Origin of the sequence: Candidatus Clostridium helianthi, from assembly GCF_045310795.1 — a bacterium.
Taxonomy (GTDB): domain Bacteria; phylum Bacillota; class Clostridia; order Clostridiales; family Clostridiaceae; genus Clostridium; species Clostridium helianthi.
In genome coordinates, this window is record NZ_JBJIAB010000007.1 from 175,292 (window position 1) to 201,139 (window position 25,848).

The following is a 25,848-nucleotide window of genomic DNA, read 5'->3' on the forward strand; positions in this document are numbered from 1 at the left end:
AGGGATTTTTTAATGGGAGTATCTATTGTAATAACTTCAGGTAAAGGTGGAGTTGGAAAAACAACAACTACAGCCAATATAGGAACTGCTTTAGCATCACTTGGTAAGAAAGTAGTTGTTATAGATGGAGATACAGGGCTTAGAAATTTAGATGTATTGCTAGGATTAGAAAATAGAATAGTATATACAATAATTGATGTTATAGAAGGAAGATGCAGATTAAAACAAGGACTTATAAAAGATAAGAGATTTGCTAATTTATTTCTTTTACCAACAGCTCAAACTAAGGATAAAGATGATATAAGTCCACAGGAAATGTTAAAAATAGTAAATGAATTAAAAGAAGAGTTTGATTATGTCTTAATAGATTCTCCAGCAGGAATAGAACAAGGATTTGAAAATGCTGTAATAGGTGCGGAAAAAGCAATTATTGTTGTAAATCCAGAAATAACATCTGTTAGAGATGCTGATAGAGTTATTGGTAAGCTTGATTCAAAGGGATTGGAAGACCATTCTGTTATTGTAAATAGATTGAACTATGAAATGACTAAGAATGGAGATATGCTTGATGTAGCTGATATTATTGAAACATTATCAGTAGAGTTACTTGGAGTAGTTCCAGACGATAAGAATATAACTATTTCAACTAATAAAGGTGAACCTATTGTGTTAGAAGAGGGTGCGATTGCTGGACAAGCGTTCAAGAATATAGCTAGAAGAATTACAGGTGAGGAAGTTCCTATTATTGATTTACATACAGAAGAGCATCAAGGATTTTTTAGCTCCTTAAAGAAGCTATTTAAGCGAAATTAAGGGAGGATGAGAAAATGGGGTTTTTTAAGAGTTTAAATAGTAAGCCAACACCTAAAGAAGTTGCAAAAGACAGACTAAAGCTAATTCTTATACATGATAGAGGCGAAATTGCACCAGATATTATTGAGAAAATAAGAGAAGAGATTTTAGAAGTAATTTCTAAGTATATTGATATACAAGTTGAGGATGTTGAAATATCCGTAAATAAGAATGGAGATGAAGAAGGTGAAAATACTTCTGCATTAATAGCTAACATTCCAATTAAAAGTATAAAGGGAAGATAAGTAATTTGTTTTACTTAAATTATAAGAGATGTTTGTTTTAAAGAATGGGATGGTTAATTCTTTAAAACAATTCATCTTATTTTTTTATAATAATTAGGTTTATTAAATATGGGTGACTTTGGAGATTTAACAAGATATTATCTTTAAATTATTACAAAATTATTATGTTTTTTATGCCCAATATAATTATTATGGAGAATGCGGTAATAATAATGTATAATTAAGATTGATTGAGTTATATAAGATTAATATAACTAGGAGGTGAGATATTGTTTAGACTATTAAAATTAGATATGAAATTAATTAAAGAAATTGATAAGACCATATTAATTTCTTTAATTCTTTTAATTTTATACGGAACATTTAATATATATCTATGCACAAAAGGACAATTTGGATTGAGTTTTGTAAAGCAACAGCTGAGTTGGTTTGCAATATCACTTGTAGCGTTATATATTTTTGTGGCAGTAGACTATAAGATAATATTTAACTATGTACCTGTATTATATTGGGGAGTTGTAGTTCTTCTCATATTAACTAGGGTTCCTGGGATTGGTATAGTAGTTAATGGTGCTAGAGGATGGATCCGTTTAGGCGTAGGTAACCTTCAGCCGTCAGAATTTGCAAAGTTTGTAATTATACTTATGCTGGGTAAGAAGCTAGATGAGATGGACGGAAAAATAAATGATGTTAAGAATTTTCTCACACTAGCATTTTATTGCATAGTACCAGTAATATTTATTGTAATCCAACCTGATATGGGAATGAGTATGGTATGTTTCTTTATAGTTTTAGGAATTTTTTATACAATGGGATTTGATACGAGAATTATTGCTGGAGGATTAGCATGCTTAGTACTTGGAATAGTGATTGTGTGGAATTCAGGACTCATAGAAACATATCAAAAAGCAAGATTTACAGCATTTTTGAATCCAAGCATCGATGATGCAAGTACGTATCATTTAAATCAGTCATTGATTGCAATTGGTTCAGGTGGATTACTTGGAAGTAGTCCGTCACTGGCTCAAGATGGGATTACAACATATGCTGCACAAAATGTACCAGAAGTTCAGACGGACTTTATTTTTGCTGCAATAGCAGATCAATGGGGCTTTGTAGGTGCAATTGTTTTGTTAATGCTTTACGGATTTCTTATATATAAGATGATTTCAGTAGCGCGAACATCTAAAGATATATTTGGCTCAGTTATATGTGTTGGAATAGTGTCATATTTTCTATTTGCTATATTACAGAATATAGGGATGACAATAGGATTACTACCAATTACAGGAATAACCCTGCCACTTGTTAGCTATGGAGGAAGTTCATTGCTTACAACAGTAATTTCAATAGCACTAGTAATAAATGTAGGAATGAGAAGAAAAAAGATACACTTTTAGAATAGGCATGTTGCTATAATAAATTTATACAACAATTTCAATAAGTTGAGCGCTCAATTAGGAGTGAAATGTAAAAAAATAATTATAGTGAATATACCAAAATTATTTATAAAATAATAGGATTAATAATTTTATCAGTACATTAGAAATTGCAAATAAGAATTTTGAGTACAGTATAGAATTATTAATCTTATTTTAATTTTTAAGGAGTATATGTTATAAGATAGATAATTTTCGAAGAGTAGGTATTAGTGACATAAAAATTCTAGATAGTGTATTTTTTCAATTAAGCAACCCAAATGATATCTAAATATTGCGGAATGTAGCAAATACAAAGATTCTGCAACAATTTTGTTCTCATAATTTTATGAAGTACTAAATATACTTTAATGTGAATGAATTTGAAAGGAGTGTATCATGGGCAGCTATAGATCAGCTTATGAGGATTACTATAAGAACATTAATAATACAACGAAAGGAAGAAAGGATAAAAGGAACCATTTGACTTCAGGTAAGAAGTCTAATAATGCTATCATTGGTTCAAGATATGGGAGTAATATGAAAAGTAACGATAAGATGATAAATGTTTTGATTAAGAGAATAACTAAGGAACTAACCGGAGCTACACTTTTATTGCTATTTTTTGTTGGATTGAAGTATACCCCTTACGCACAAGTACAAGAAATGCACATTAAATGTAAACAAGCATTAAACCGAAATTTTAATTATAACGAATATATAGATACCTTTAGTACAATGCAGATAGGAAATATAAAAGGTAAGGATTTAAAGATTGGAAATTTTACTGTAGATGATTTGAAAATTGAAAATTTAAAGTCAAGGACTTTTAATTTTATGGAATATATAAGAAACAACAGTAATATGAACAATTAAATTTATAGGAAATAACATATTATTATCAATATAAAATATATTTTAATATTTGATTAAGTTCCATTTTTTACTTGTGCATTGCAAATTATTTTGATATAGCAATATTATAGGGGTTAGAAATGAAGAAATGGTATATGGTATTGATTTTAGAACTGTCGATATTAATGTGGCTTGGAGATTATGAAGGCTACATTGTTATTAGTTTTCTATGGGTAATATTGCATGAATTTGCACATATGATAGTTGCAAGTAAATTTGGGTGCAAATTTAATAATGTTAATATTAGCATATTTGGTGCTAAAGTCGAATTAAGTGACATCGATGAGTTAACTGAAAGAAAAAAAATGATTTTATATTTAGCTGGACCATTTTTTAATATTTTTATGGCCGTGGTTATGTGCTATTTATATGGATATTTTAAGTATCAAATTATTGAAGATAGTATAAAAGTTAATTTCTTTTTAGGAGCATTCAATTTATTGCCTGCTTATCCCCTTGATGGTTCAAGGGTTTGTGAAATACTATTATCAAAGAAGCTATTATATAAAAGATCAAAAAAAATTACGGAAATCTTTAGCTTTATTATTTCAGGAACATTATTTTTAATATTTATTATAATAATGATATTACATAAAGTTAATATAAGTTTATTTCTTGCAGTCATATTAATCACATATGCAACATTTATAGAAAAAGAAAAAACTATGTATATAATAATGGGAGATATGATCAAGAAAATAAGAAAGTTAAAAAAGCATAACTATATAGAGAATAAATCAATTTCTGTGTATTATAAAAAAGGTTTGGTTAATGTTTTATCTTTAGTTGATAAAAACAAATTTAACAGTTTTTATATTCTTAATGATGACATGGAACTCATTAGTATAATACATGAAGATGAGCTTATAAAAGCATTAAAGGATTATGGAAATATAACACTAGAAGAGTATGTACAATTAAAAAAGAAAAATAATTAAGCTCATTAAAAAATAACAGAAACGTAATGGTGATTTAACTTACTTTTTTTATAATTGAAGCATGTGATGAAGAGTAATAACTAGTACCATAATAAAAATGTATCTTTTATGTGTGAAAATGCACTTTTGTATTGTGATTCAGACAATTACTTATTTATTACTCTCTAAATGCGATTAAAAAGGGTAGGAGCGTTAATATGGATACTTTACTTCATGGGAAAATAGGTTATTTTCTTAGCAAGGAATTAATTGAGAGAGGCTACTCAAACATTATTGATAGTAACTTTTTTATTTATGGAAATGTGTTACCTGATTTAAAGCTCAAATATAGAATGACTATGCATAGTAAAAGTGAGGATTGGGAGAAGGTTATAGGAATTATTGATGAAATAATTTATGGCAAAATTAAAAGAAATAAGGATATTTCAATTAAGCTAGGAATATTGAGTCATTACCTATGTGATTTTTTTACTTTTCCACATGATAAAGCTTTTGAAGGAAATATTATTAGGCATGAATTATATGAGCAAACTCAAAGAATTTTATGGTGGAAAAAGCTATCTGAAGTGTGGAATGAATGCACAGAGGAATCCAGAATAGAATTAAAGTCTATGAATGATATAGTAGATTATATTGAAGATATGCACAGTATTTATATTAGAAATTTAGGAGATAAAAGGCGAGATATTTTTTTTAGTAATATTTTAGTGAGAGTAGTTTCGTCATCTATATTAAAGATAAAACAAAATATAGATGAACATAAAGTAGAAGAAAATATTAATAGATGCATAGTATGATAATAGTTAGTAGTGTGGAGTTAATAATTAAAATTAATTATTAACTCCATTTTTTATATAGGAAATTTCAGAGTTTTTTATGAATTACTAAAATTTAGAATATGAATTTATTGCTTTAACATAGGTATTTAAAAGTAACTGTATAAAAATTTGTGAAAAAATTATAATTTAATGCAAAATTTTCATATGAAGAATCGTATTATATTTAGATAGTATAAAAAATAACTCATTATTAAAGATTGGAGGATATTTATGAAAAAGAAAGGTATTATAAGCGGGATATTAACATTATGTTTAATATTGTCTACTATTTCTATTCCGGTATTTGCTGCGGATGAAGATAGCAAAAACTTAGAGCAAGCTATCATATCAGCAAAGAAAATTATAACAGTTCCAGATGATTATACAGAGTTCACACATAATTCAAGCGAACGTGAAGTAAGGGGGACTAAAGTTAGGATTTGGGATTTAAATTGGGGAGAAAAAGAAGATAAGAAAGGATCAATATCTGCATCAATAGGTGAAGATGGATTCTTATATCAATATAGTAATTATGATGGGGATAGCAAGGATAGCAAAGACGGTTTAGCAAATATTACGAAAGATCAGGCCCAAGTTTCAGCAGAAGATTTTTTGAAAAATGTAATTCCAGAATATATTGGGGAAATAAAGTTAGTAAAAAATGATTCAGCTTCTTTTCAAGGGGATGAGTATAACTTTACTTATCAAAAGTTTGTAAATGAAATTCCGGTTAACTATATTTATATAAATGTTGGTGTAAATAAATACAGTGGGAAAGTGACATCATTTAGCAATGACAATTTAGAAGTAAAGGGAGCTGAATATCCTAATTTAAGTGGAATAATTGATTCTGTTACTGCAGAAAAAGCATATATAGATAAAATAGGTATAGATTTAAAATATTATTCTTATTATGATTATGAGAAGAAGAAAATGAATATATTTGCAGGATATGCTCCAAGTAATATAAGTGAATTTATTGATGCTAAAACTGGACAAGTAGTATCATATTCAAGTGATAATAAACTAGATGGTAGAAATAAGGATCATTCATTAGTAAATGCTTCTGCAAATAATTTGGATAAAGCAAATCAAGAGTTGACACAAGAAGAGATTGATGCGATTCAGAATGTTGCAAATCTTATAAGTAAAGAAAAGGCAGAAAGTATACTTAGAGAAACATCTGATTTAATAACGGCTGATATGAAAGTTAGTGATGCATCATTAAATAAAAACTATCTTGATGATGAATATTCATGGAATATTTCTTTTGACGGTGTATATGGAAGAGTGAATGCAAAATCTGGAGAAGTAATATCGTTACATTCTTATAATTATAATAAACTTGGAACAAGTGGTAATACTTCTAAGGCAGATGCGCAAAACACAGTAGAAAACTTTTTGAAAAAAGTAGCACCTAATAAGTTTACACAAACAAAGTTTAAGGATATAAATAATCCAATTTTAAAGATTACTGATAGACCAATAGAAGAAAATACTTTTATGTTTAATTATGTACGTCAAGTGAATGGAATAGAGTTTTCTGGAAATTACTTAAATGTTGAAGTAGATAAGAATACAGGTAAAATCATTGGTTATGATAATAACTGGTATGATAATGCCTCTTTTCCTGACATTAGCAATATTATAAGTAAGGAAGCTGCATTTAATAAAATTAAAGATTTAGCAGGATTCTCATTACAATATACAATGTTAGATGCAAATAAAGTTGGAATAGTGTATGACTTTATAAACAAGAATGATAGTTATATTATTGATCCTATAAATGGCATAAGGATAGATTATAGTGGAAAAGCATATAGAGAAAATAAATTACCAGAATATACGGATATAAATGGGCATTGGTGCGAAAAGACAGTAAAAGAACTTTTAGATAATGGGTATTATATAGATGGGGAAAAATTTAATCCTAATATGAATATTACTCAAATAAATTTCTTTAAATATATATATTCGCCAGTAAAAAATAACTATAGCGATGATGAGTTTTATGATATGTTAATTCAAAATGGAGTAATTAAAGATGAAGAAAAAGCTCCAAATTCAGTAGTATCATATAATGATGCAGCAAAGTTTATTATAAGATACTTAGGCTATGAGAAACTAGCTGGACATTCTGAAATATTTAATAGTCCTTTTAAAGATAATATAGAAGACTCATATAAAGGATATGCATCAATGTGCTATGCTCTTAATATCATTAAAGGGGATACAAATGGAAATTTTAATGGTTCGCATAATATAAGCAATGCAGAAGCAGCTGTAATTGTATATAACTTGATAAAGAACAATGGAAAATAATTTAATAAAAGTGCTAATCTTTTTATGAGGATTAGCACTTTTTGTTGTTGCAGGCCGAGATGTGGAAATAAAGTCAATAAATTAGTATAATATGATGTAAACAACATATTTTATATGTGAAAAAGTTATTGTTTAGAATTGATATTACATAAGGAGAGAATAGCTGATGTTAACATTTATTTTTTTACTAGCATTTCAGGGATTTTCAGGTGGAGTAGCTGGATATATCACAAATAAATATGCAGTTGATATGCTTTTTAAAGAATATACACCTTTAAAGCTAGGAGGGGTAATTAAGAAGAAGAAGGAGAAATTTATTGAAGAGATTAGCGAATTAGTAGAAAGAGATATAATAAATGCGGATACATTAAGGTCTGAAATGCCTAATATAAATATAGATACATATATTAAACAAATGGCTCAAACTTTTTTTGAGAAACAATTAAGCAGTAGTTTAGGAAATACTAAAATAGCTGAAATAGATGGTTTCTCTGAGAGCATACTTAAAAGTGAAGAGTTTATAAGAAATAATCTAAATATACTTTTACCAGAATTAATAGATGGTCTTATGCGTAATGTTGATCTACAAGATATATTAAGTGAAAAACAGATATCAAAAGTTATAAATTCAGGCTATGAGCTACTGATTTGCGAACTTGAAAAGACTGATGCGGTAAATGGATTTATCTCTAATTTATACAAGGAAAATTCCAATATTACTTTAGCTGATATTTTTTCTAAAGAAGTCCAGAAAAAATTAACTGATAATATTGTAGAATGTGTTGAAAACATATTTAATAATGATATCTTATCAGATGAAAAGTCATGCAAGATGTTTTTGGACAATATGATTTCAAATATAAATTTAGATGCAACGCTTGTCAAATTACAAGAATCTATTGGAAGTCGGAATATTAATTATTTTATTACGGAAACTCAGCAAGAAGAAGTTATTTCAAAATTATTCATTAAAATTACTGAATTTATTAACTCTTCTGAAGGGAAGGATTTAATATTAAAAATTACAAATGAGATTGTTTTGATTTCGAAAAATATTGATTTTACTCTTTATGAAATACTTCCTAAAGAGATAGAAAAATCACTCACGAATTTTATAAAAATAGTTATTCCTAAGGTCATGCCTTATATCTTGGAGTGGATTTCAAGTAATAAATCGTCTTTGGATGAAATGATTGAATCCGCAATTGATGAAGCGATACAAGATATAGATGAAAGCATAAAGAAACTTATAATCTCAAAGGTTAGAAACGCACTTATGGGAGATGTTTCATCTAAAAATAATATCGTTAATAAAATTATGAGCTATATTAATAACAATCTTAATGATGAATCAAGTGATAAAATAGTAACTTCTATTATAGATTACTTGAAGGACACAAAAGTTAAAAACATAGTAGAAGCATTGGAGAAATACAATTTATTTACATCTGATGAGATTGCTGAAATTATTACTAAAGTATTTGCAGCTCATGGAAAGAATACGTTGAGGATACTAATAAAATCTCAATTTTCAAAGAAAGTAAATGAGATTGCTAAGTTGGATTTGTTAAAATTATTCAATACAAAGCTTAAGCCAATGTTATATGAAAGTATTTTTAAAAATAAAACGAGATTATGTAAAAACATAAATACTTTGATTGCACAATTCATAAATTCAAAGAGTGATGAAATATTCCACAAAAAATTATCAGAATTATTTAAAGATAAAAGTGTACTTAGTTTATCTAATAAATTTTCAATATGGGCCAATAATTTGCTCAGAAAGAACAAAGATACAAATAGCGAGAGATTAGAAGATATTATATTATCAAATGTTAAAAAACTTAAAATAGGAGATATATTATCAAACTATAATGTGAACATATTGGAATATATTGTGGATAATTCAGTATCGATTTATAGAGAAACTGTGGATAAATATAAGAATTATCAGATTAAGGAATTAGTTAATAAAGGATTTAATAAGGGTCAATTATCAAATATTCTTATAAATAAAGGTTACCCAGCATTAATATCTAAGCTTCCAAGTCTATTAAATGGAAATATCAAAAAAATCGCAAAAAATAGTTTAAGTAAATATGATGAGGATGAAATATGCGATATAGTTCAAGATTTTATGGGAAGTCAACTTAAACCACTTTCTGTTTTTGGCGCTGTTTTAGGTACTGTAGTTGGTATAATATATCAATTAATATTTCCAGATTCTATTGGGCTCTACGGATTTCCAAGTAATATGTTTAATGGATTGTTGTCGCTTGGAGTTATGGCATTTATAGGATACATAACAAATGTTGTAGCCTTGTGGATGATTTTCCATCCATACAAAGAAAATAAAATTATATCTAAAATACCATTTTTTAAGAAGTTTGCATTGGGATATATACCGGCACATAAAAATGAGTTCGCAATTGGAATGGCGAAACTAATTGATGAAGAATTATTAAACAAAGAGGAAATTAATAAAAGTTTCAATTCTCATAAAGATAATATGTCTTCAGTACTAACTACTTTAGTTAAAAATAATAATTATCAAATTTTAGTTAACTTTTCTAGAAGTAAAAAGAATGATTTTGTAAAGTATATTTATAAAATAATTTTAAAGTATTGTAGTAGTAGTTTAGATTTATCCGAAGGAATTACTAACAGATTAAAAGAAAGCAAATTTAATGATTTTATTAAGGAAAGTTACATTCAGAATGGAGTACTTAAAATAATAAGTAGTATTAGTAATAGTAAAAGTTCTTTAACGAAGTTTATAGAAAATAAAATATCTTCAAATTACAAAATTGGTGATGTTATTTCAGAAGATATACTTATTAAAATACCAAATTATATTCAAGAGGAAGGCAATAAGTTTATACAAGATAATCTTAGTATTATTGAAAAGGTAGATTTTTTAGAGTTAATTACAAAAGAATACAAAGATGGTTATTCTGCAGCTATAAAACAATCGTGTAAAGAGGTTATAGGTAAAGATTCTATAGAAAAAGCAAAAATTAGCATAGGGAAATATGTATATGAATATTTTTCTAATGACTTTAAAATATACTTAGAAAATATGACAAGTAAATATTTGTGTAATGGCTTAGATGAAAATAATGATATAGGATCAATGTTTAATGGTAAGGTCAAGAACATGATTGATAATAGCCTGAATCATATAACATATTATTTTTCAAATAAGTTAATAGCCTACTTAAAAAACAATCAGAATATTATAACTGAAAATGTACAAGAAACTATTAAGAGTGAACTTAATTTCTTTGAGAAGATAGCCTATGCAACTTTTGGTGGAGATGACATAGCATATAGAGTTGTTGATATTATACTAAATAAAAAACTTCCTTTAATGCTAAGAGAAGAGAACGATAAACTTATTAATACTACGAAAGCTGTATTAAATGAAAATATATACCCTATTAGAGTGAGTGAATTAAATATAAAGGGTGAAGAATTTAACACTCAAATAATAATAGATGATTTATTTGAGCAATTTGGTGAGAATGCTAATTTAAAGAGTTATATCTATAGCGCAAGTGATCTGATTTTAGATTCATTAGCTGTGGCTTCAATTTCAGAATATCTTGAATTATTTGAATTAAGCACTTTGGATTCGATTTATAAGAAGTTTTTTGATGAAGTCAATATCATAAAAGAAGATATATATAGAAGCATAAATATCAATAAAGATAAATTATCTATAACAATAGAAAAGTTCTTTAATGAAAATATGGTGAAAAATTTATTTAACATTGAATTTAATTCTGTATTATTAAAAGGAATTGATAGCTATGAAATTGAAAATTGTATAAATAATATTTTAAGTATAATTGTTGAGAGTGAAGAATCAAAAAAATCGATATCTATGTTTATGGAAAATTTCTATGAAAATACATTATCGGAATTAAAGATAGAACAAATTATTGATGCAAGTACTCTAAGCAATGATCTTGATAGGGTTATTAAATATATTTTCGCTAATGCAGAATTTAACCAAAAAATTATGATTGCAATTGATGCTATAGTTCAAAATGCAATTAATAACAACTTTTACTTTATATCAGATAGATCTAAGGATTATCTTATAAGTAAAACTATTGAAACAGGTTTAAATTCAGTTGGTGATTATATTGTGCCAATATTAAGGGAAATAAATCTAAAGAATATAAGCAATAAGCAAATTGAGCTGCTCAATCCAAAGGAAATTGATGTAATGTTCAATTCCTTTGCAGGAGACTTTTTCAATAAGCTTCGCCTTTATGGAGTGTTTGGATTTGTATTTGGTATAAATGCCGGATTATCATTTGTATTATGGATAATTGATTGGAGATATAGCAAGAAATACAATGATAAAAATTCAAAGGCTTTGAAGGAAATGTAGAATAAAATAAATTGTATATAGTGTTGGAAACAATAAGAATATTCCCAATCAGAATTAATTATGTTAGAATAGGGATAGCAAATAAGAAGTATAGCAATTAGAGTTTATACTTCTTTTATTTATGCATAAGCAAAAAGTGAGATTATTTAGTATTTGAAATACTAAAGGTTTTAAATTCTTTAAATTTGACAAAAATTTAAAGGCAAGCATTTATGGAAAATTGCACATATGATGGTGTGTTTTAAGGAGGAAATTTATTAATGAATAAAATTTCAGATGATATCTTATTTAAAGTTGAAAAACCAAGTAGATATACTGGTGGAGAATTAAATGAGATTGTTAAAGATCCAAAAGAAGTTGACATAAGATTTGCATTTTGCTTTCCGGATGTTTATGAAGTAGGAATGTCACATTTAGGAAGCAGAATACTTTACCATACTATAAATCAAAGAAGTGATACATATTGTGAAAGATCATTTGCACCATGGCCTGATATGGAAGAGCAGCTTAGAAAAAATAATATTCCATTATTTACATTAGAGACAAAAGATTCTCTAAAGGAGTTTGATATTTTAGGATTCACACTTCAATATGAGATGAGTTATACAAATATTTTAAATATGCTTAATATGTCTGGTATTACTATAAGAGCATCAGAAAGAGGAGAAGATGAGCCAATAGTTATGGCTGGTGGACCTTGCGCATATAACCCAGAGCCTTTATATGACATTATTGATTTCTTTGAAATTGGTGAAGGCGAAGAAATGATGAATGATGTTTTAGATGTTTATAAGAAGTATAAAGGAAAAGGAAAGAAGAAAGAATTCTTAAGAGAAATATCTAAAATACAAGGTATTTATGTACCATCATTATATGATGTTATTTACAATGAAGACAATACAATTAAAGAATTTAAACCTAAATATGATGATGTACCAAAGACTATTACAAAAAGAATTATAAATAATTATACTAAGGTAGATTTTCCTACAGATATAATAGTTCCTTATTCAGAAATTGTTCACGATAGAATAGTTCTAGAGTTATTCAGAGGATGTACAAATGGATGTAGATTCTGTCAGGCAGGCATGCTCTATAGACCAGTTAGAGAAAAGACAAGGGAAGATTTAAAGGATTTAGCAAGAAAATTAGTTAAAAGTACGGGATACGAAGAAATTTCTCTTTCATCATTAAGTACCTGCGATTATTCTGATATAAAAGGATTAATTACAGATTTAGTTAATGAGCATGAAGATGACAGAGTTGGTATAGCACTTCCGTCTATAAGAGTTGATGCTTTTTCAGTAGATTTGCTTAAGGATATTCAAAAGGTAAGAAAGACAGGATTAACTTTTGCACCAGAAGCAGGTTCTCAAAGAATGAGGGACATAATCAACAAGGGTCTTACTGAAGATAAAATTTTAGATGCAGCTACAAGTGCATTTGCAGCTGGGTGGAAAACTTTAAAGCTTTATTTTATGGTCGGACTTCCATATGAAGAGCTTGAAGATTGCAGAGGAATTGGGGAATTAGCAGAAAAAATAGTATATAGATATAAACAAGTGCCTAATAAGATAAATAATAATAAAGGTTTAAGACTTACAGTAAGTACATCAATACTTATACCAAAACCATTTACTCCATTCCAATGGTCACCAATGGCGAAGTTTGATGAGGTTACTGAAAAAATCAAAGCTGTTAAATCTTCAATTAAATCAAAATGTATAGTTTATAACTATCATGAGCAAAAGACATCTGTAATGGAATCTGTTTTTGCAAGAGGGGATAGAAGATTATGTGATGTTTTAATTAAAGCTTTTGAAAAGGGTGCTAGATTCGACGGTTGGGATCAACACTTTAAATTTGACGTATGGATGGAAGCTATAGAAGAGTGTAATTTAGATGTAGATTTCTATGCATATAGAGAAAGAAGCTATGATGAAGTATTACCATGGGATTTCATTGATATTGGAGTAAATAGAAAATATTTAGAAATAGAAAATGAAAAAGCTAAAAGAGCAGAGTTAACACAAAACTGTAGAGAAGGATGTACAGGATGTGGAATTAATGTGAACTTTAAAGATGGGGAGTGTTTTGAAGGTGCGATACTTAACTAAATTTACTAAAGAGGAAAATATTAAGTTTATATCTCATTTAGATGTACTTAAAACTATTCAAAAAAACATTAGAAGAGCGGGGCTACCAATAGAATACTCTCAAGGATTTAACCCACATATGAATACATCAATAGCACAGCCTTTATCAGTAGGAGTGTATTCAAGCGGTGAATATATGGATATGGTGTTAACAACTGAGATGGATGAAAATGAAATTGTGGATAAATTAAATGATACGGCACCAAGTGGAATAAGATATATAAGTGCACTTGCAATTCCTTATAAAGAAGGAGAAAAGAAAGTTCCACAAGCTATGGCATTAATTGATGCAGCAAGATATACTATAAAAATTAAGTATTCTGATGTTTCAAATTTAGAAGAAGAAATTAACAAGCTTTTAGAAATTAATGAATGGAATACAGTAAAGAAAAGTAAAAAAGGTGAAAGAGAAGTAAATATACGACCTTTGATTAAGGAATTTAGTTTCTGGATTAAAGATGAGTTCTTAATTCTTAATGTAGTTATAAGTACAGGAAGTAGGGAACATTTAAGCGCAGATTTACTTGTTAGCTATATCCAGGGAAAAACTTCAAATGCGATTTTGGATTCGTTTGTTAATACGAAAAGAGAAGAAATGTATTTCTACAAGAATAATAAACTTGTGCCATTATATAAATGTGTGTAAATATATAATTCACAATTTACAATGCGCAATACACAATTGAGGAATAAATCTCTTGAGAGATTTTAAAAATTATAATAAATGAAAAATACTAAGGTATCAAGTTATATGATAATTAAATTTCCAGAGGAAATTGCCCACTAATTGTGCATTGTGAACTGTGCATTGTGCATTGACTAGGATGTGTTATAGAATGAAAGAGATTTTTGTTGAGAGAAGAGAAAGAATTTTAAGAGTAGCTATTAAATCTAATAATGAATTAATAGAAAGCATTGTTGAAGAGAGCAAGAATGAACCGATAATAGGAGAAATTTATAAGGGAAGAATTAAAAATATAATTCCGGCTATCAACTCAGTGTTTGTTGATTTGGGTTTAGATAAAGAAGGTTACCTATATTATAGTGATGAATTAAAGGCAAAAGGAATAAAAAAGGGAGACGATATACTAGTAGAAGTTTTAAAAGAGCCTCTTAATGATAAAGGCGCCAAATTAACTGCAAAGGTGTCAATTCCCGGGAAATATATTGTCTTAAATTGTTATGAAAAAGGAATAGAATTTTCTAAGAGAATAGAAGATGAAGAGAAGAAACAGAATATATTGGGGAATATTGAACCTCTAAAAGATGTTTGCATAACAGTAAGGACAGAAGGTGCAAATGTAGATATAAGCATTCTTAAAAATGAGATTTCTAAGCTTTATAATGAATTTCAAAACATAGATAAAAAAATGAAGCATTCATTAGGAGTAAAAAAGCTTTATGGTGAAGATTTAACATTAACTAAGCTTTTGATGAATTTTTCTGGAGAAGAAATTATAAAAATTTATGTTGATAATGACATTGATTTTGATAAAGTATCAGGCTTTGCGAAAGGACAAGAAAACTTAAAGATAGAAAAGTATGAAGGATATAGAAAGCTTTTTGATTTTTATGGAATAGAGAAAGAACTATTAAAATTAAGGCACAATAAAGTTAACTTACAATGTGGAGGATACATAGTAATTGATAGAACTGAAGCAATGTATGTTATTGATGTTAATAGTGGAAAAAACATAAAGGAGAAGAGCTTCAATAAAACAATTCTGGAAACTAATTTAGAAGCAGCTAAAGAAATAGGAAAACAGATTAGGCTTAGAAACTTAAGTGGAATTATAGTAATAGATTTTATTGATATGAGAGATAAAAGTCAAAGAGATATTGTAATGGATGCACTTAAGGAAAGTCTGAAGTTGGATAAAGGTAATGTAAAAATATTCCCATTTACTCAGCTAGATTTAGTTCAAATAGCTAGAAAGAGGCAAGGAAAAAGTATATATGAATATATGGAAGAAGAATGCAACTTATGCAAAGGAAGAGGAATAATCCTAAAGTTATCTTATATTGAAGGATTAATAAAAAATGATATAGTAAGGATGCAGGAGGAAAGTTCCATAAATTGTTTTCATATACAAATAGATAGTGTTTATAAAGATAGAATAAGAGAAAATATTTTTGAGTTTATGAAAGAAATAGATGGATTAGATAAAGAAATATATCTAAATTATGTAGATAATATAGAAGGATATAAAATTGAACCACTGATATTTCAAGGGCAAAAAGATAATTTAAAAGATTATAAAGTTACAGTTATAGAAAAGTATTAAATTAGTTAATAATCATGCTAAATTATGTTTATATGGATAAATTATAGATTATGCTTTACAAAGTACTAGAAATATGATAAACTGGCTTTTGTAGACCGCGCACGTAAGGTTTTATGTAAAACAAAGTTGAATCTTTGTACCAAAAGTGGCGAGACCGTTATGAGGAGGTGTTTTAATGTACGCAGTATTAGCAACAGGAGGAAAACAATACAGAGTTCAAGAAGGAGACGTAATATACGTTGAAAAACTTAACGCTGATGTTGATTCAACAGTTGAATTAAACGAAGTTTTAGCTGTAGGAACTGAGGAAGGTATCAAAGTTGGTGCACCAGTAGTTGAAGGAGCTAAAGTTGTAGCTAAGGTTGCAGCACAAGGTAAGGCAAAGAAGGTTATAGTTTTCAAGTATAAGTCTAAAAAAGACTATAGAAGAAAGAATGGACACAGACAACCTTACACTAAGCTAGTAATCGAAAAGATCGAAGCATAATAAAATTATGGTTAAAGTAAAAATCAAACAACATAATGATAATATTGTTGGATTCGTAATAAATGGTCACGCTATAGGTAATGACAGAGACTTTTCAAATGAGCCTGCTTTAGTAGGAGAAGCATTTGATATGATATGTAATTCGGTTTCAGTTTTATCTCAAAGTGTAATTATTGGTTTGGATGAAGTTTTAGAACTTAATTCAACATACGAAATACAAGATGGATACTTGAAATTAGACCTTCAAGATTTTAATCTAGAAGAACTAAATCAAGCTCAAGTTTTATTAAAAACTTTTGAAAAAAGCTTGGAAAGTGTAATTTTAGGATTTGATCAATTAGTAGGGGAAAAGAAACGTAGAGAATATATAACTTTAATAAAAGAGGAGGTGTAGTCACATGCTAATTATGAACCTTCAATTATTCGCTCATAAAAAAGGGGTTGGTAGTTCTAAGAATGGTAGAGACTCTGAATCAAAAAGATTAGGAGTTAAATCTGCTGACGGACAATTTGTTCTTGCTGGAAACATTCTTGTAAGACAAAGAGGAACTAAAATTCATCCAGGTGAAAATGTTGGAAAAGGTAAGGACGATACTTTATTTGCTAAAGTTGATGGAGTTGTTAAATTCGAAAGACTTGGTAGAGATAAGAAAAGAGCAAGTGTTTACCCAGTAGACGTTGAAGCAATAGCTGAATAATTATTTTAGAAATAAAGCACTCTTAGTTTAAGAGTGCTTTTTTAAGGCATATGAAAGAAAATAATGAGTTAAGAAGGTGCCGATGTCTAGAGTGACAGATATCAGAGAAATAGACTAGCATTTTATATGTTATTTTCTTTGATATGCCTTAATATTTTTATGATAATATATATTGAGATTAGACATTAAATCCAATATTATATAATAAAGCGATATTTTTTAGGGAAGAATAAGTAATAATAGAACTAAAAAATTTTATATTAAGAAGATAAAGTAAAACAAACAAGGAAAGGTGATTTTTATGTTTATAGATACGGCGAAGGTTTTCGTTAAATCTGGTAACGGTGGTAATGGTGCTATTTCATTTAGAAGAGAAAAGTATGTACCTCTAGGTGGACCAGATGGTGGAGATGGAGGAAAAGGTGGCAGCATCATTTTTCAAGTTGAAACTGGAATAACAACGTTATTAGACTTTAAATACAAGAAAAAGTTTATTGCAGAATCCGGTGAAAATGGCGGCGGTTCAAAATGCTATGGTAAAGATGGTGAAAATTTATATATAAAGGTACCTATGGGAACTATTATAAGAGAAGCAGAAACTAATAAGATAATTGCAGATCTTTCTCATAAGGGTCAAGAATTAGTATTATTAAGAGGTGGAAAAGGTGGAAAGGGAAATGTTAAATTTGCTACTGCTACTAAACAAGCACCTCATTATGCAGAGCCAGGAATGCCAGGAGACGAGTTAAATATAGTTCTAGAATTAAAGTTGCTTGCTGACGTTGGATTATTAGGATTCCCTAATGTAGGTAAATCAACATTGTTATCAATGACAACAAAAGCAAAACCGAAGATTGCAAATTATCATTTTACTACATTGAAACCTAATTTAGGAGTTGTTGCTGTTGATGGAATTGATCCTTTTGTAATGGCTGATATTCCAGGAATAATTGAAGGAGCAGCAGAAGGTGTTGGGCTTGGAATACAATTTCTAAGACATATTGAGAGAACTAGACTTTTAATTCATATAGTTGATATATCTGGTGTTGAAGGAAGAGATGCTTTTGAAGATTTCGTTAAAATCAATGAGGAATTGAAAAAGTATTCTGTAAAGCTTTGGGATAGACCTCAAATTGTTGTGGCTAATAAAGCTGATATGCTTTATGATGAAAGTATATTTGAAGATTTTAAGAAGAAAGTTCAAGAAATGGGATTTGACAAAGTATTTAAGATGTCAGCAGCTACTAATGAAGGTGTTGATGCTGTAATGAAAGAAGCAGCAAGAATACTTAAGGATATTCCAGTTAAAGAATTAGAAATCTCAGAAGATGAAATGTATATACCAGAAGAAAAGAGATTTACTTATGATATTACTGTTGAACATAATAAAGAAGAGGGATATGATGTTTATATAGTTGAAGGTACATTTGTAGATAGATTACTAAGTGCAGTAAATGTAAATGATGCAGATTCCTTAAGATACTTCCATAAGGTTCTTAGAAATAAAGGTATTTTTGATGAGCTTAGAGAAATGGGTGTAAAAGACGGTGATATGGTTAGATTAAATGATTTTGAATTTGAATATATACTTTAATTAATTCAAATTTAATATTATATATTGCTATATAAAAATGTTCTGCTTATAATTGAGTGCTGTGAAATTTAAGTTATAAGTTAAAAAAAGACCCCCAGGGATAATTAATGCAACAAATATGTTGAAAAATTTTAGGAGGAATAAATAATATGTTAACAGGAAAACAAAGAGCTTATTTAAGAGGATTAGCTAATGATATTTCACCAATATTTCAAATAGGTAAAAATGGTGTTGAGGAAAACTTTTTAATACAAGTTTCACAAGCATTAGAAGCTCGAGAATTAATTAAAATAAAAGTTTTAGAGAACAGTGGATTAGAAACAAGAGAAACTTCTGATATGATATGTAAAGCTGTAAAATGTGAAGGAATTCAAGCAATAGGTAATAAGATAGTTTTATATAAGCAATCTAGTAATTTAAAAAAGAGAAAAATTGAATTGCCTAATAAATAATTATATATAGGAAATAATTAATAGAGAAGCTGCTTTTATAGAAGCTTCTTTTTTTATAAAAATTAAGATATTAAAAATAATATTTAAGTTTACTTCATGATATAATAAAAAAGGAATTTTTAATATGATTATAATAAGTATATTACTTTTGGAGGAAATCTTATGAAACGCTTTGGTATAATAGGTGGTACTTTTGATCCTATTCATAATGCGCATTTATATATAGCCTATGAAGCTAAAGAAAAATTAAGCTTAGATGAAGTTATCTTTATGCCGGCAGGAATACAGCCGCTTAAGGTCAATAATATAATTACAGATCCTGGATTAAGGTATAGCATGGTTAAAGTAGCAATAGAGCACTTTAGCGAGTTTTCTGTATCAGATTATGAAATAGAGAAGGGTGGACTTAGTTTTACTCATGAAACATTAGAGTATTTTAAAAATAAGATTAGTGCTAGGGATAAAGATAATGAATTGTTTTTTATAACTGGAGCAGATTGTTTGTTCAGTATGGAAAAGTGGAAGGAAGTAGAAAAAATCTTTTCATTAGCAACTCTTGTAGTATTCTCAAGAGGAGGAATAAACAAAAGTGATATGATAAATAGGAAACATATTATAGAAGAAAAATATAATGGAAAAATAATTGTTTTAGATTTGAAAGAGCTTGAAATATCATCAACTGATATAAGAAATAGAGTACATGAAAATAAGAGAATAGATTTTTTTGTGCCAGAGGGAGTTTCAGATATTATCTATAAAAATAGGCTATATAGATAGAATTTCATAAAGCTAAGGCTCTGGGATTTATAGAAATATAAGTTTATTCATTTAGAAATATATTTAATTTTAGGAGGAAGTTATCTTGTTATCCATAGAAGAAATGAATTTGTATCTTAAATCTAATTTATTAGAAAAGCGTTATATGCATACTTTAGGGGTTGCAGACACAGCAAAGAGGTTAGCAAAACTAAATGGAGTTTCAGAAAAGAAGGCTGAAATTGCAGGTCTTGCACATGATGTTGCTAAAAATTTATCTATAGATAAAATGAGAGAAATGATCAAAGAAAATAATGTTATTATATCTGAGATAGAAGAAAAGAATATGAATTTATGGCACAGTATTGTTGCGCCAATAGAGGCTAAAGACAGACTTGGAATTGATGATGATGAAATACTGGATGCCATAAGATGGCATACTACAGGTAAAGAGGATATGTCCACTTTAACAAAAATTATTTATATAGCAGATATGATAGAACCTGGAAGAAATTTTGATGGGGTTGATGAGATAAGAAGAGCTACATTTGAGAAATTGGATAAAGGAGTCTATTTTGGTTTAACTAGTAGCATAAAAGTATTATTGGCTAGAAACTTATTAATTGATGAGAATACTATAAAGGCACGAAATTATTTTCTATTTAATCCTGAATTTAAATTATAAGTATTGATATAAATAGAAATTTCGATTTATTTAATGAGATTAGAGAGGTTACTTAATGTATATTATATTAAGTAAAGAAAATTTATAAGAGGTGGGTGCATGAGAAGGAAAACTAATAAAAAGAGAGATACAGCATTCTTAAAAATTTTTAAAAAGGGTAATGATTCTACAACAGTATTTGAAAAGTTAGTTTTAGGTATTATATCTCTTATAATAACTTTTGTTATAGTATCAATGGTATCTGGAGTTTATGCTTTAATGAAGGTTGAGAGCAAGTCAATGCCAAGTGGTGCAAGTGTATCATTTAATCAGCCAGTAAATATCTTGTTACTTGGTATGGATATAGGAGATCCAAAGCAGGTAAATAATCAATCAATAAAGAGAACAGATACAATAATTGTAGCTAATTATAATCCTCAAACCAAAAGTATTCGTATTGTGTCTATTCCAAGAGATACACTAATAAATATAAATGATAGAAATGTTAAAATAAATTCAGCTTATGCAATTGGTGGATATCCGAAGATAAAATCAGAAGTTGAAAATCTACTGAATATAAATATAAATTATATAGTTAAAGTTGATTACAATGCTTTTCGTGAAATCATTGATGCTATCGGAGGAATTGAAATGAAGATCGATAGAAATATGATTTATGATGATGAAGGTCAAAATCTTCATATAAATTTTAAAGCCGGTGAAACTGTAACTCTAGATGGTAAAAAAGCAGAAGAATTTTTTAGGTGGAGAAAAAATAATGATGGAAGTGGACTTGCTAATGGAGATTTAGATAGAATAGAAAATCAACAAAAATTTATTTCTAAGGTTATTGAAAAGTGTACAAGCCCTTTTGTAATATTTAGAGCACCTAAAATAATTACAGCATTAGGAGATAATGTGGAAACAAATCTGTCACCAACTGATATTTTAGGATATGGGTTTAAATTTATTGGTATAAAAAAGGAAAATGTAACAATGGCAACTGTAAGTGGAACGCCGAAAACTATAAATGGAGAGTCATTTTTAATAGTTGATAAAAATGAAAATAAAGATATATTATCATCACTTACTTCATCTTCTGCATCTAATAAATCAGCAGAAGGAGCAGCAAAAGATGATATAAGAATTAAGGTTTTAAATGCTACAAAGATTAATGGATTGGCGGCAAAAGTGGCAAAGGAATTAAGTGATGCTGGGTATACAAAAGTTGATACTGGCAATACTGAACTTAGTGATAAAAGTGAAATACTTAGTAATGATGCCGATAAATTAAAGACTATTAAACAGGATTTAAATATAAAAGAAAATGATGAAAAAGAGAACAAGAAAGAATATAAAGATTACGATGTGATTATAATTTTAGGTAAGGATTTTGAAACCTTCGGTAAGTAAAGTGAATTAGAGTTTTGTGGTGGCTCAACGAAATAAGTAACATATTATGTTCCGGTTTCTAGTATAGTGATGCATATAAACTTAATAGATATGTATGGTTAGTAAAAATACAAAGATATTAGAATGAGTATTATCGTTATTGTGCATCATCAATTTGACATATTCCTAAATTATACTATATGAGGAGAAGATAAATTATATGAGTATTTTAGAAAAACAGGTTGTTAACATAGAGAAGGGCACTAAAATAAGAGAATATTTGAAAGTGGAACTTGGCTTATCAACAAGATTAATTAGAAGTGCATCTCTTGGTAAAAGAATATTTGTTAATGATGAAGTTGTAAAAATGAATAGAGTTCTAAATGAGGGAGAAATTATAAAGATTGATTTGGAAAAAGATGAAAGTCAGGATATAGCTCCAGAAAAAATGGATATAGATATAGTTTATGAAGATGAAGATATTTTAGTAGTCAACAAGAAACCTTTTATGGTGGTGCATCCAACTAAAAGTTATCAAAGTGGGACTCTTGCAAATGGAGTAATCAATTATTTTATGGAGAGCGGCCAAAATTGTATAGTTAGATTAGTTTCTAGATTAGATATGAATACATCAGGTCTTATTATAATTGCTAAAAATCAGTTTTCTCATGGAATGCTATCTAAAGAAATGAGTGAAAATAAGGTGGAAAAAAAATATTTAGCATTAGTTCATGGAATTATGAAAGAAAAACAAGGGACAATTGATCTACCAATATATAAACCTGAAGGAATTGAAAATGGCATTAGGAGAGTTATCGATGAGAGAGGTCAAAGGAGTATAACTCACTATAAAGTCGTTGAAGAATACAATGAATCAAGTTTAGTAGAATGCAAACTTGAAACTGGAAGGACCCACCAAATTAGAGTGCATTTAAGTCATTTAGGTCATCCTATTTACGGTGATACATTATATGGAGATGGGGATGAAGAAGATTTAATAAAGAGGCAGGCTCTTCATGCATTTGGATTAGATTTTAAATCTCCAAGGAGTGGTGAAATACTTTCATTAAGAGCTGAACTTCCAGATGATATGAAAGAATTAATTAGTAAATTGAAATAAATTTAATATGATAAGTAATAATGTAAAAAGCTCAAGCATCTAATTTAATAGGTTGCTTGAGCTTTTTACATTATTCTATTGTAAGTATGATTCCATAAAACTTCTTGATAAATTTAAGAATTCTTTTAGAGCAGGAGAGATCCATTTGTTTTTGTGATAAAGTACTTGAGATATTATTCCAAAGTCAGGGCCTTCCCAATTTAGAGGAACAAGTTTACCACTATTTATTTCATCATCAACAGCAACCTTTGGAAGTAAGGTTATTCCAAGACCACTCATTGTAAATTGTTTAATAGCTTGAACGCTTCCTGTTTCTATGGCTACATTTGGCTTTATATTGCAACTGTTTAATATATTTTCCAAAGTGGCTCTGTAGCTACATCCCATTTCTGTTAATATAAGTGGTTCTGACTCTATGTCTTTTGGAAATACTTCTCTTTTATTTATAAGGGGATGGCCAGGATAGGCTAAAAGCAACATTGGCTCTGGAATTTCGATTTCTGATATAAATTCTTCTGAATTAATTTTTACACCTAATGAAAATGCTACATCAATAATATTATCATTTAAGAAATATTTAAATTCAGCACAATTTCCAAATTTTAAAGAGATGTCCACTTCAGGATATAGCTTTTTGTATTCTTTGAGGATTTCAGGAAGTCTTAATACACATAAAGATTCAGCAGCACCAATTGTTAATGTACCACTTGGAACGTCAGTATTAAGTACAGCATTTTTTACATCACTTGATAGCTTTAATATTTGTTTTGCATATGGTAAAAGTCTCTTTCCTTCATGTGTTAAAGTTATATTTTTACCTATTCTTTCAAAAAGTTTTACACCAAGCTCACTTTCCAAAAGTTTAATTTGAGTTGTTATACTAGATTGAGCATAGCCCAGGCTATCAGCCGCTTTAGTAAAACTTTGAAGTCTGCTTATCGTTAAGAAAGCATTAAGTTGTTTAAAGTCCATATAATCATCTCCATCAAAAAAATTGATTATGTTAATAGAAATTATCAATTTTACTAATATATGCATAAATGATATCATAATTATAATAGATAAGCAAAATTAATTTTAAGAGGTGGTTTTAATGGGAGACAAGTTGAAGGTTGGTATAATAGGTGCTACAGGAATGGTTGGACAAAGATTTTTATGTTTATTGGAAAATCATCCTTGGTTTGAAGTTACAGTGCTAGCTGCAAGTAAAAATTCAGCAGGAGTAACTTATAAAGAGGCAATAGCTAATAGATGGAAGATGACAACACCATTACCTGAAAAATATAGGGATATGGTAGTTAAGGATGCATTTAAAGTTGAGGAAATCTCTGGTATGGTGGATTTTGTATTTTGTGCAATTTCTCTAAATAAGGAACAAACTAAGTTACTTGAAGAAGATTATGCGAAACATGAAACACCAGTTATTTCAAATAATTCAGCGAATAGAAACGTGGATGATGTACCGATGTTAATTCCAGAGATAAATGGAGTACATGCACAGATTATTGAAAGCCAAAAGAAACGTTTAGGAACTAAAAGAGGATTTATAGCAGTAAAACCTAATTGCTCAATTCAAAGTTATGTTCCCCCAATAAGTGCCCTTATGGAATACAAGCCGCAAAATATTCTGGCATGCACTTATCAAGCCATTTCCGGAGCAGGTAAAACTTTTAATGAATGTCCTGAAATTATTGATAATGTGATACCATTTATTGATGGTGAAGAAGAGAAAAGTGAGAATGAACCACTAAAAATATGGGGACAAATAGAATCAGGTAAAATTATAAATGCTAATGATCCGATTATTACAACTCAATGTATAAGAGTACCTGTAGCAAATGGACATTTGGCAGCAGTTTATGTTAGTTTTAAGAACAAACCTTCAAAAGAGGAGATAATTAGTAGATGGGAAAACTTCAAGGTTCCAGAAATAGTTCTAGGTCTTCCAAGTGCGCCAAAGAAATTTTTGAAATACTTCACAGAAAATAATAGACCTCAAACTAATTTAGATAGAGATTATGAAAATGGAATGGGAATATCCATGGGAAGATTACGAGAAGATAAGATATTTGATTACAAATTTGTGTGCCTTTCTCATAATACATTAAGAGGTGCAGCAGGTGGTGGAGTTCTTTCAGCTGAATATTTGAAAGCTTGCGGATATTTAAATGCAAAATAAATTTTTATAATTAATATATATTTAAATAAAAATAAAGGAAGTCATCTGTTTAAAATGTACCCTATAGAGTAGACACTATAAAAAAAGTCTACCCTATAGGGTTTTTCTATTTATAATAAGATTATAGAGTTAGGAGTGAATACAAATGAGTAAGA

General features: G+C 28.5%; 22 protein-coding genes. 21 read left to right on the forward strand and 1 reads right to left on the reverse strand.

Translation table 11 applies throughout. The features are described from left to right. Positions 1-12: 12 nt before the first annotated feature. The 20 genes from minD to ACJDTP_RS08355 all read left to right on the forward strand — a co-directional run bounded on the left by minD (position 13) and on the right by ACJDTP_RS08355 (position 23,514). A complete protein-coding gene (gene minD / locus ACJDTP_RS08260; protein ID WP_078115861.1) occupies positions 13-813 on the forward strand; it encodes a septum site-determining protein MinD in 801 nt (266 codons plus the stop codon). Between the two features lie 14 nt (positions 814-827). Next, entirely contained in the window at positions 828-1,097 is a 270-nt protein-coding gene (minE, locus tag ACJDTP_RS08265; protein ID WP_011967847.1) for a cell division topological specificity factor MinE, read from the forward strand. Positions 1,098-1,366: 269 nt separating this feature from the next. Further along, positions 1,367-2,497 (forward strand): FtsW/RodA/SpoVE family cell cycle protein, encoded by a 1,131-nt coding sequence (locus ACJDTP_RS08270; RefSeq protein WP_161223122.1) that lies wholly within the window; start codon positions 1,367-1,369, stop codon positions 2,495-2,497. A gap of 417 nt (positions 2,498-2,914) precedes the next feature. Continuing rightward, positions 2,915-3,391 carry a hypothetical protein gene (locus ACJDTP_RS08275; RefSeq protein WP_105411884.1) on the forward strand — a complete coding sequence of 159 codons (477 nt, stop codon included), beginning with the start codon at positions 2,915-2,917 and terminating at the stop codon, positions 3,389-3,391. Positions 3,392-3,510: 119 nt separating this feature from the next. Next, positions 3,511-4,368, forward strand: coding sequence for a M50 family metallopeptidase (locus ACJDTP_RS08280; RefSeq protein WP_011967850.1), 858 nt, complete (start codon positions 3,511-3,513; stop codon positions 4,366-4,368). A gap of 197 nt (positions 4,369-4,565) precedes the next feature. Then, entirely contained in the window at positions 4,566-5,165 is a 600-nt protein-coding gene (locus tag ACJDTP_RS08285; protein ID WP_173714577.1) for a zinc dependent phospholipase C family protein, read from the forward strand. Positions 5,166-5,417: 252 nt separating this feature from the next. Next, on the forward strand, positions 5,418-7,508 hold the full coding sequence (locus tag ACJDTP_RS08290) for an S-layer homology domain-containing protein (RefSeq protein ID WP_406760911.1): 2,091 nt from the start codon (positions 5,418-5,420) through the stop codon (positions 7,506-7,508). A 166-nt stretch (positions 7,509-7,674) separates the two neighbouring features. After that, on the forward strand, positions 7,675-11,910 hold the full coding sequence (locus ACJDTP_RS08295; RefSeq protein ID WP_406760912.1) for a DUF445 family protein: 4,236 nt from the start codon (positions 7,675-7,677) through the stop codon (positions 11,908-11,910). 260 nt (positions 11,911-12,170) lie between these two features. Then, complete coding sequence (locus ACJDTP_RS08300) at positions 12,171-14,027, forward strand: TIGR03960 family B12-binding radical SAM protein (protein WP_406760913.1); 1,857 nt, start codon at positions 12,171-12,173, stop codon at positions 14,025-14,027. After that, a complete protein-coding gene (locus ACJDTP_RS08305) occupies positions 14,011-14,712 on the forward strand; it encodes a TIGR03936 family radical SAM-associated protein (RefSeq protein ID WP_161223118.1) in 702 nt (233 codons plus the stop codon). The genes ACJDTP_RS08300 and ACJDTP_RS08305 overlap by 17 nt, the downstream gene beginning before the upstream one ends. Before the next feature lie 190 nt (positions 14,713-14,902). Further along, positions 14,903-16,351, forward strand: a complete 1,449-nt coding sequence (locus tag ACJDTP_RS08310; protein WP_077842077.1) for an Rne/Rng family ribonuclease — start codon at positions 14,903-14,905, stop codon at positions 16,349-16,351. Between the two features lie 175 nt (positions 16,352-16,526). Then, positions 16,527-16,838, forward strand: coding sequence for a 50S ribosomal protein L21 (gene rplU, locus ACJDTP_RS08315; RefSeq protein ID WP_026886251.1), 312 nt, complete (start codon positions 16,527-16,529; stop codon positions 16,836-16,838). A 7-nt stretch (positions 16,839-16,845) separates the two neighbouring features. Then, complete coding sequence (locus tag ACJDTP_RS08320; RefSeq protein ID WP_077839061.1) at positions 16,846-17,232, forward strand: ribosomal-processing cysteine protease Prp; 387 nt, start codon at positions 16,846-16,848, stop codon at positions 17,230-17,232. Positions 17,233-17,236: 4 nt separating this feature from the next. Next, the gene (gene rpmA, locus ACJDTP_RS08325) at positions 17,237-17,536 is read left to right on the forward strand and encodes a 50S ribosomal protein L27 (RefSeq protein ID WP_011967859.1); all 300 of its coding nucleotides are present in this window, start codon (positions 17,237-17,239) and stop codon (positions 17,534-17,536) included. A 301-nt stretch (positions 17,537-17,837) separates the two neighbouring features. Then, positions 17,838-19,130 (forward strand): GTPase ObgE, encoded by a 1,293-nt coding sequence (gene obgE, locus ACJDTP_RS08330; protein WP_077839060.1) that lies wholly within the window; start codon positions 17,838-17,840, stop codon positions 19,128-19,130. Between the two features lie 149 nt (positions 19,131-19,279). Next, a complete protein-coding gene (gene yhbY / locus ACJDTP_RS08335; protein WP_011967861.1) occupies positions 19,280-19,582 on the forward strand; it encodes a ribosome assembly RNA-binding protein YhbY in 303 nt (100 codons plus the stop codon). Between the two features lie 162 nt (positions 19,583-19,744). Next, positions 19,745-20,359, forward strand: coding sequence for a nicotinate-nucleotide adenylyltransferase (gene nadD, locus ACJDTP_RS08340; protein WP_168981089.1), 615 nt, complete (start codon positions 19,745-19,747; stop codon positions 20,357-20,359). Positions 20,360-20,444: 85 nt separating this feature from the next. After that, positions 20,445-21,023 carry a bis(5'-nucleosyl)-tetraphosphatase (symmetrical) YqeK gene (yqeK, locus tag ACJDTP_RS08345; RefSeq protein WP_406760914.1) on the forward strand — a complete coding sequence of 193 codons (579 nt, stop codon included), beginning with the start codon at positions 20,445-20,447 and terminating at the stop codon, positions 21,021-21,023. A gap of 99 nt (positions 21,024-21,122) precedes the next feature. Next, complete coding sequence (locus ACJDTP_RS08350; protein ID WP_168981090.1) at positions 21,123-22,415, forward strand: LCP family protein; 1,293 nt, start codon at positions 21,123-21,125, stop codon at positions 22,413-22,415. Between the two features lie 199 nt (positions 22,416-22,614). Beyond that, on the forward strand, positions 22,615-23,514 hold the full coding sequence (locus ACJDTP_RS08355; protein WP_077842081.1) for an RluA family pseudouridine synthase: 900 nt from the start codon (positions 22,615-22,617) through the stop codon (positions 23,512-23,514). 75 nt (positions 23,515-23,589) lie between these two features. On the opposite strand, the gene ACJDTP_RS08360 is transcribed toward ACJDTP_RS08355, so the two are convergent. Then, a complete protein-coding gene (locus ACJDTP_RS08360) occupies positions 23,590-24,486 on the reverse strand; it encodes a LysR family transcriptional regulator (RefSeq protein ID WP_406760915.1) in 897 nt (298 codons plus the stop codon). Between the two features lie 121 nt (positions 24,487-24,607). Here ACJDTP_RS08360 and asd point away from each other — a divergent pair, with 121 nt between their 5' ends. After that, positions 24,608-25,693 (forward strand): aspartate-semialdehyde dehydrogenase, encoded by a 1,086-nt coding sequence (gene asd / locus ACJDTP_RS08365; RefSeq protein ID WP_406760916.1) that lies wholly within the window; start codon positions 24,608-24,610, stop codon positions 25,691-25,693. Positions 25,694-25,848 lie beyond the last annotated feature (155 nt).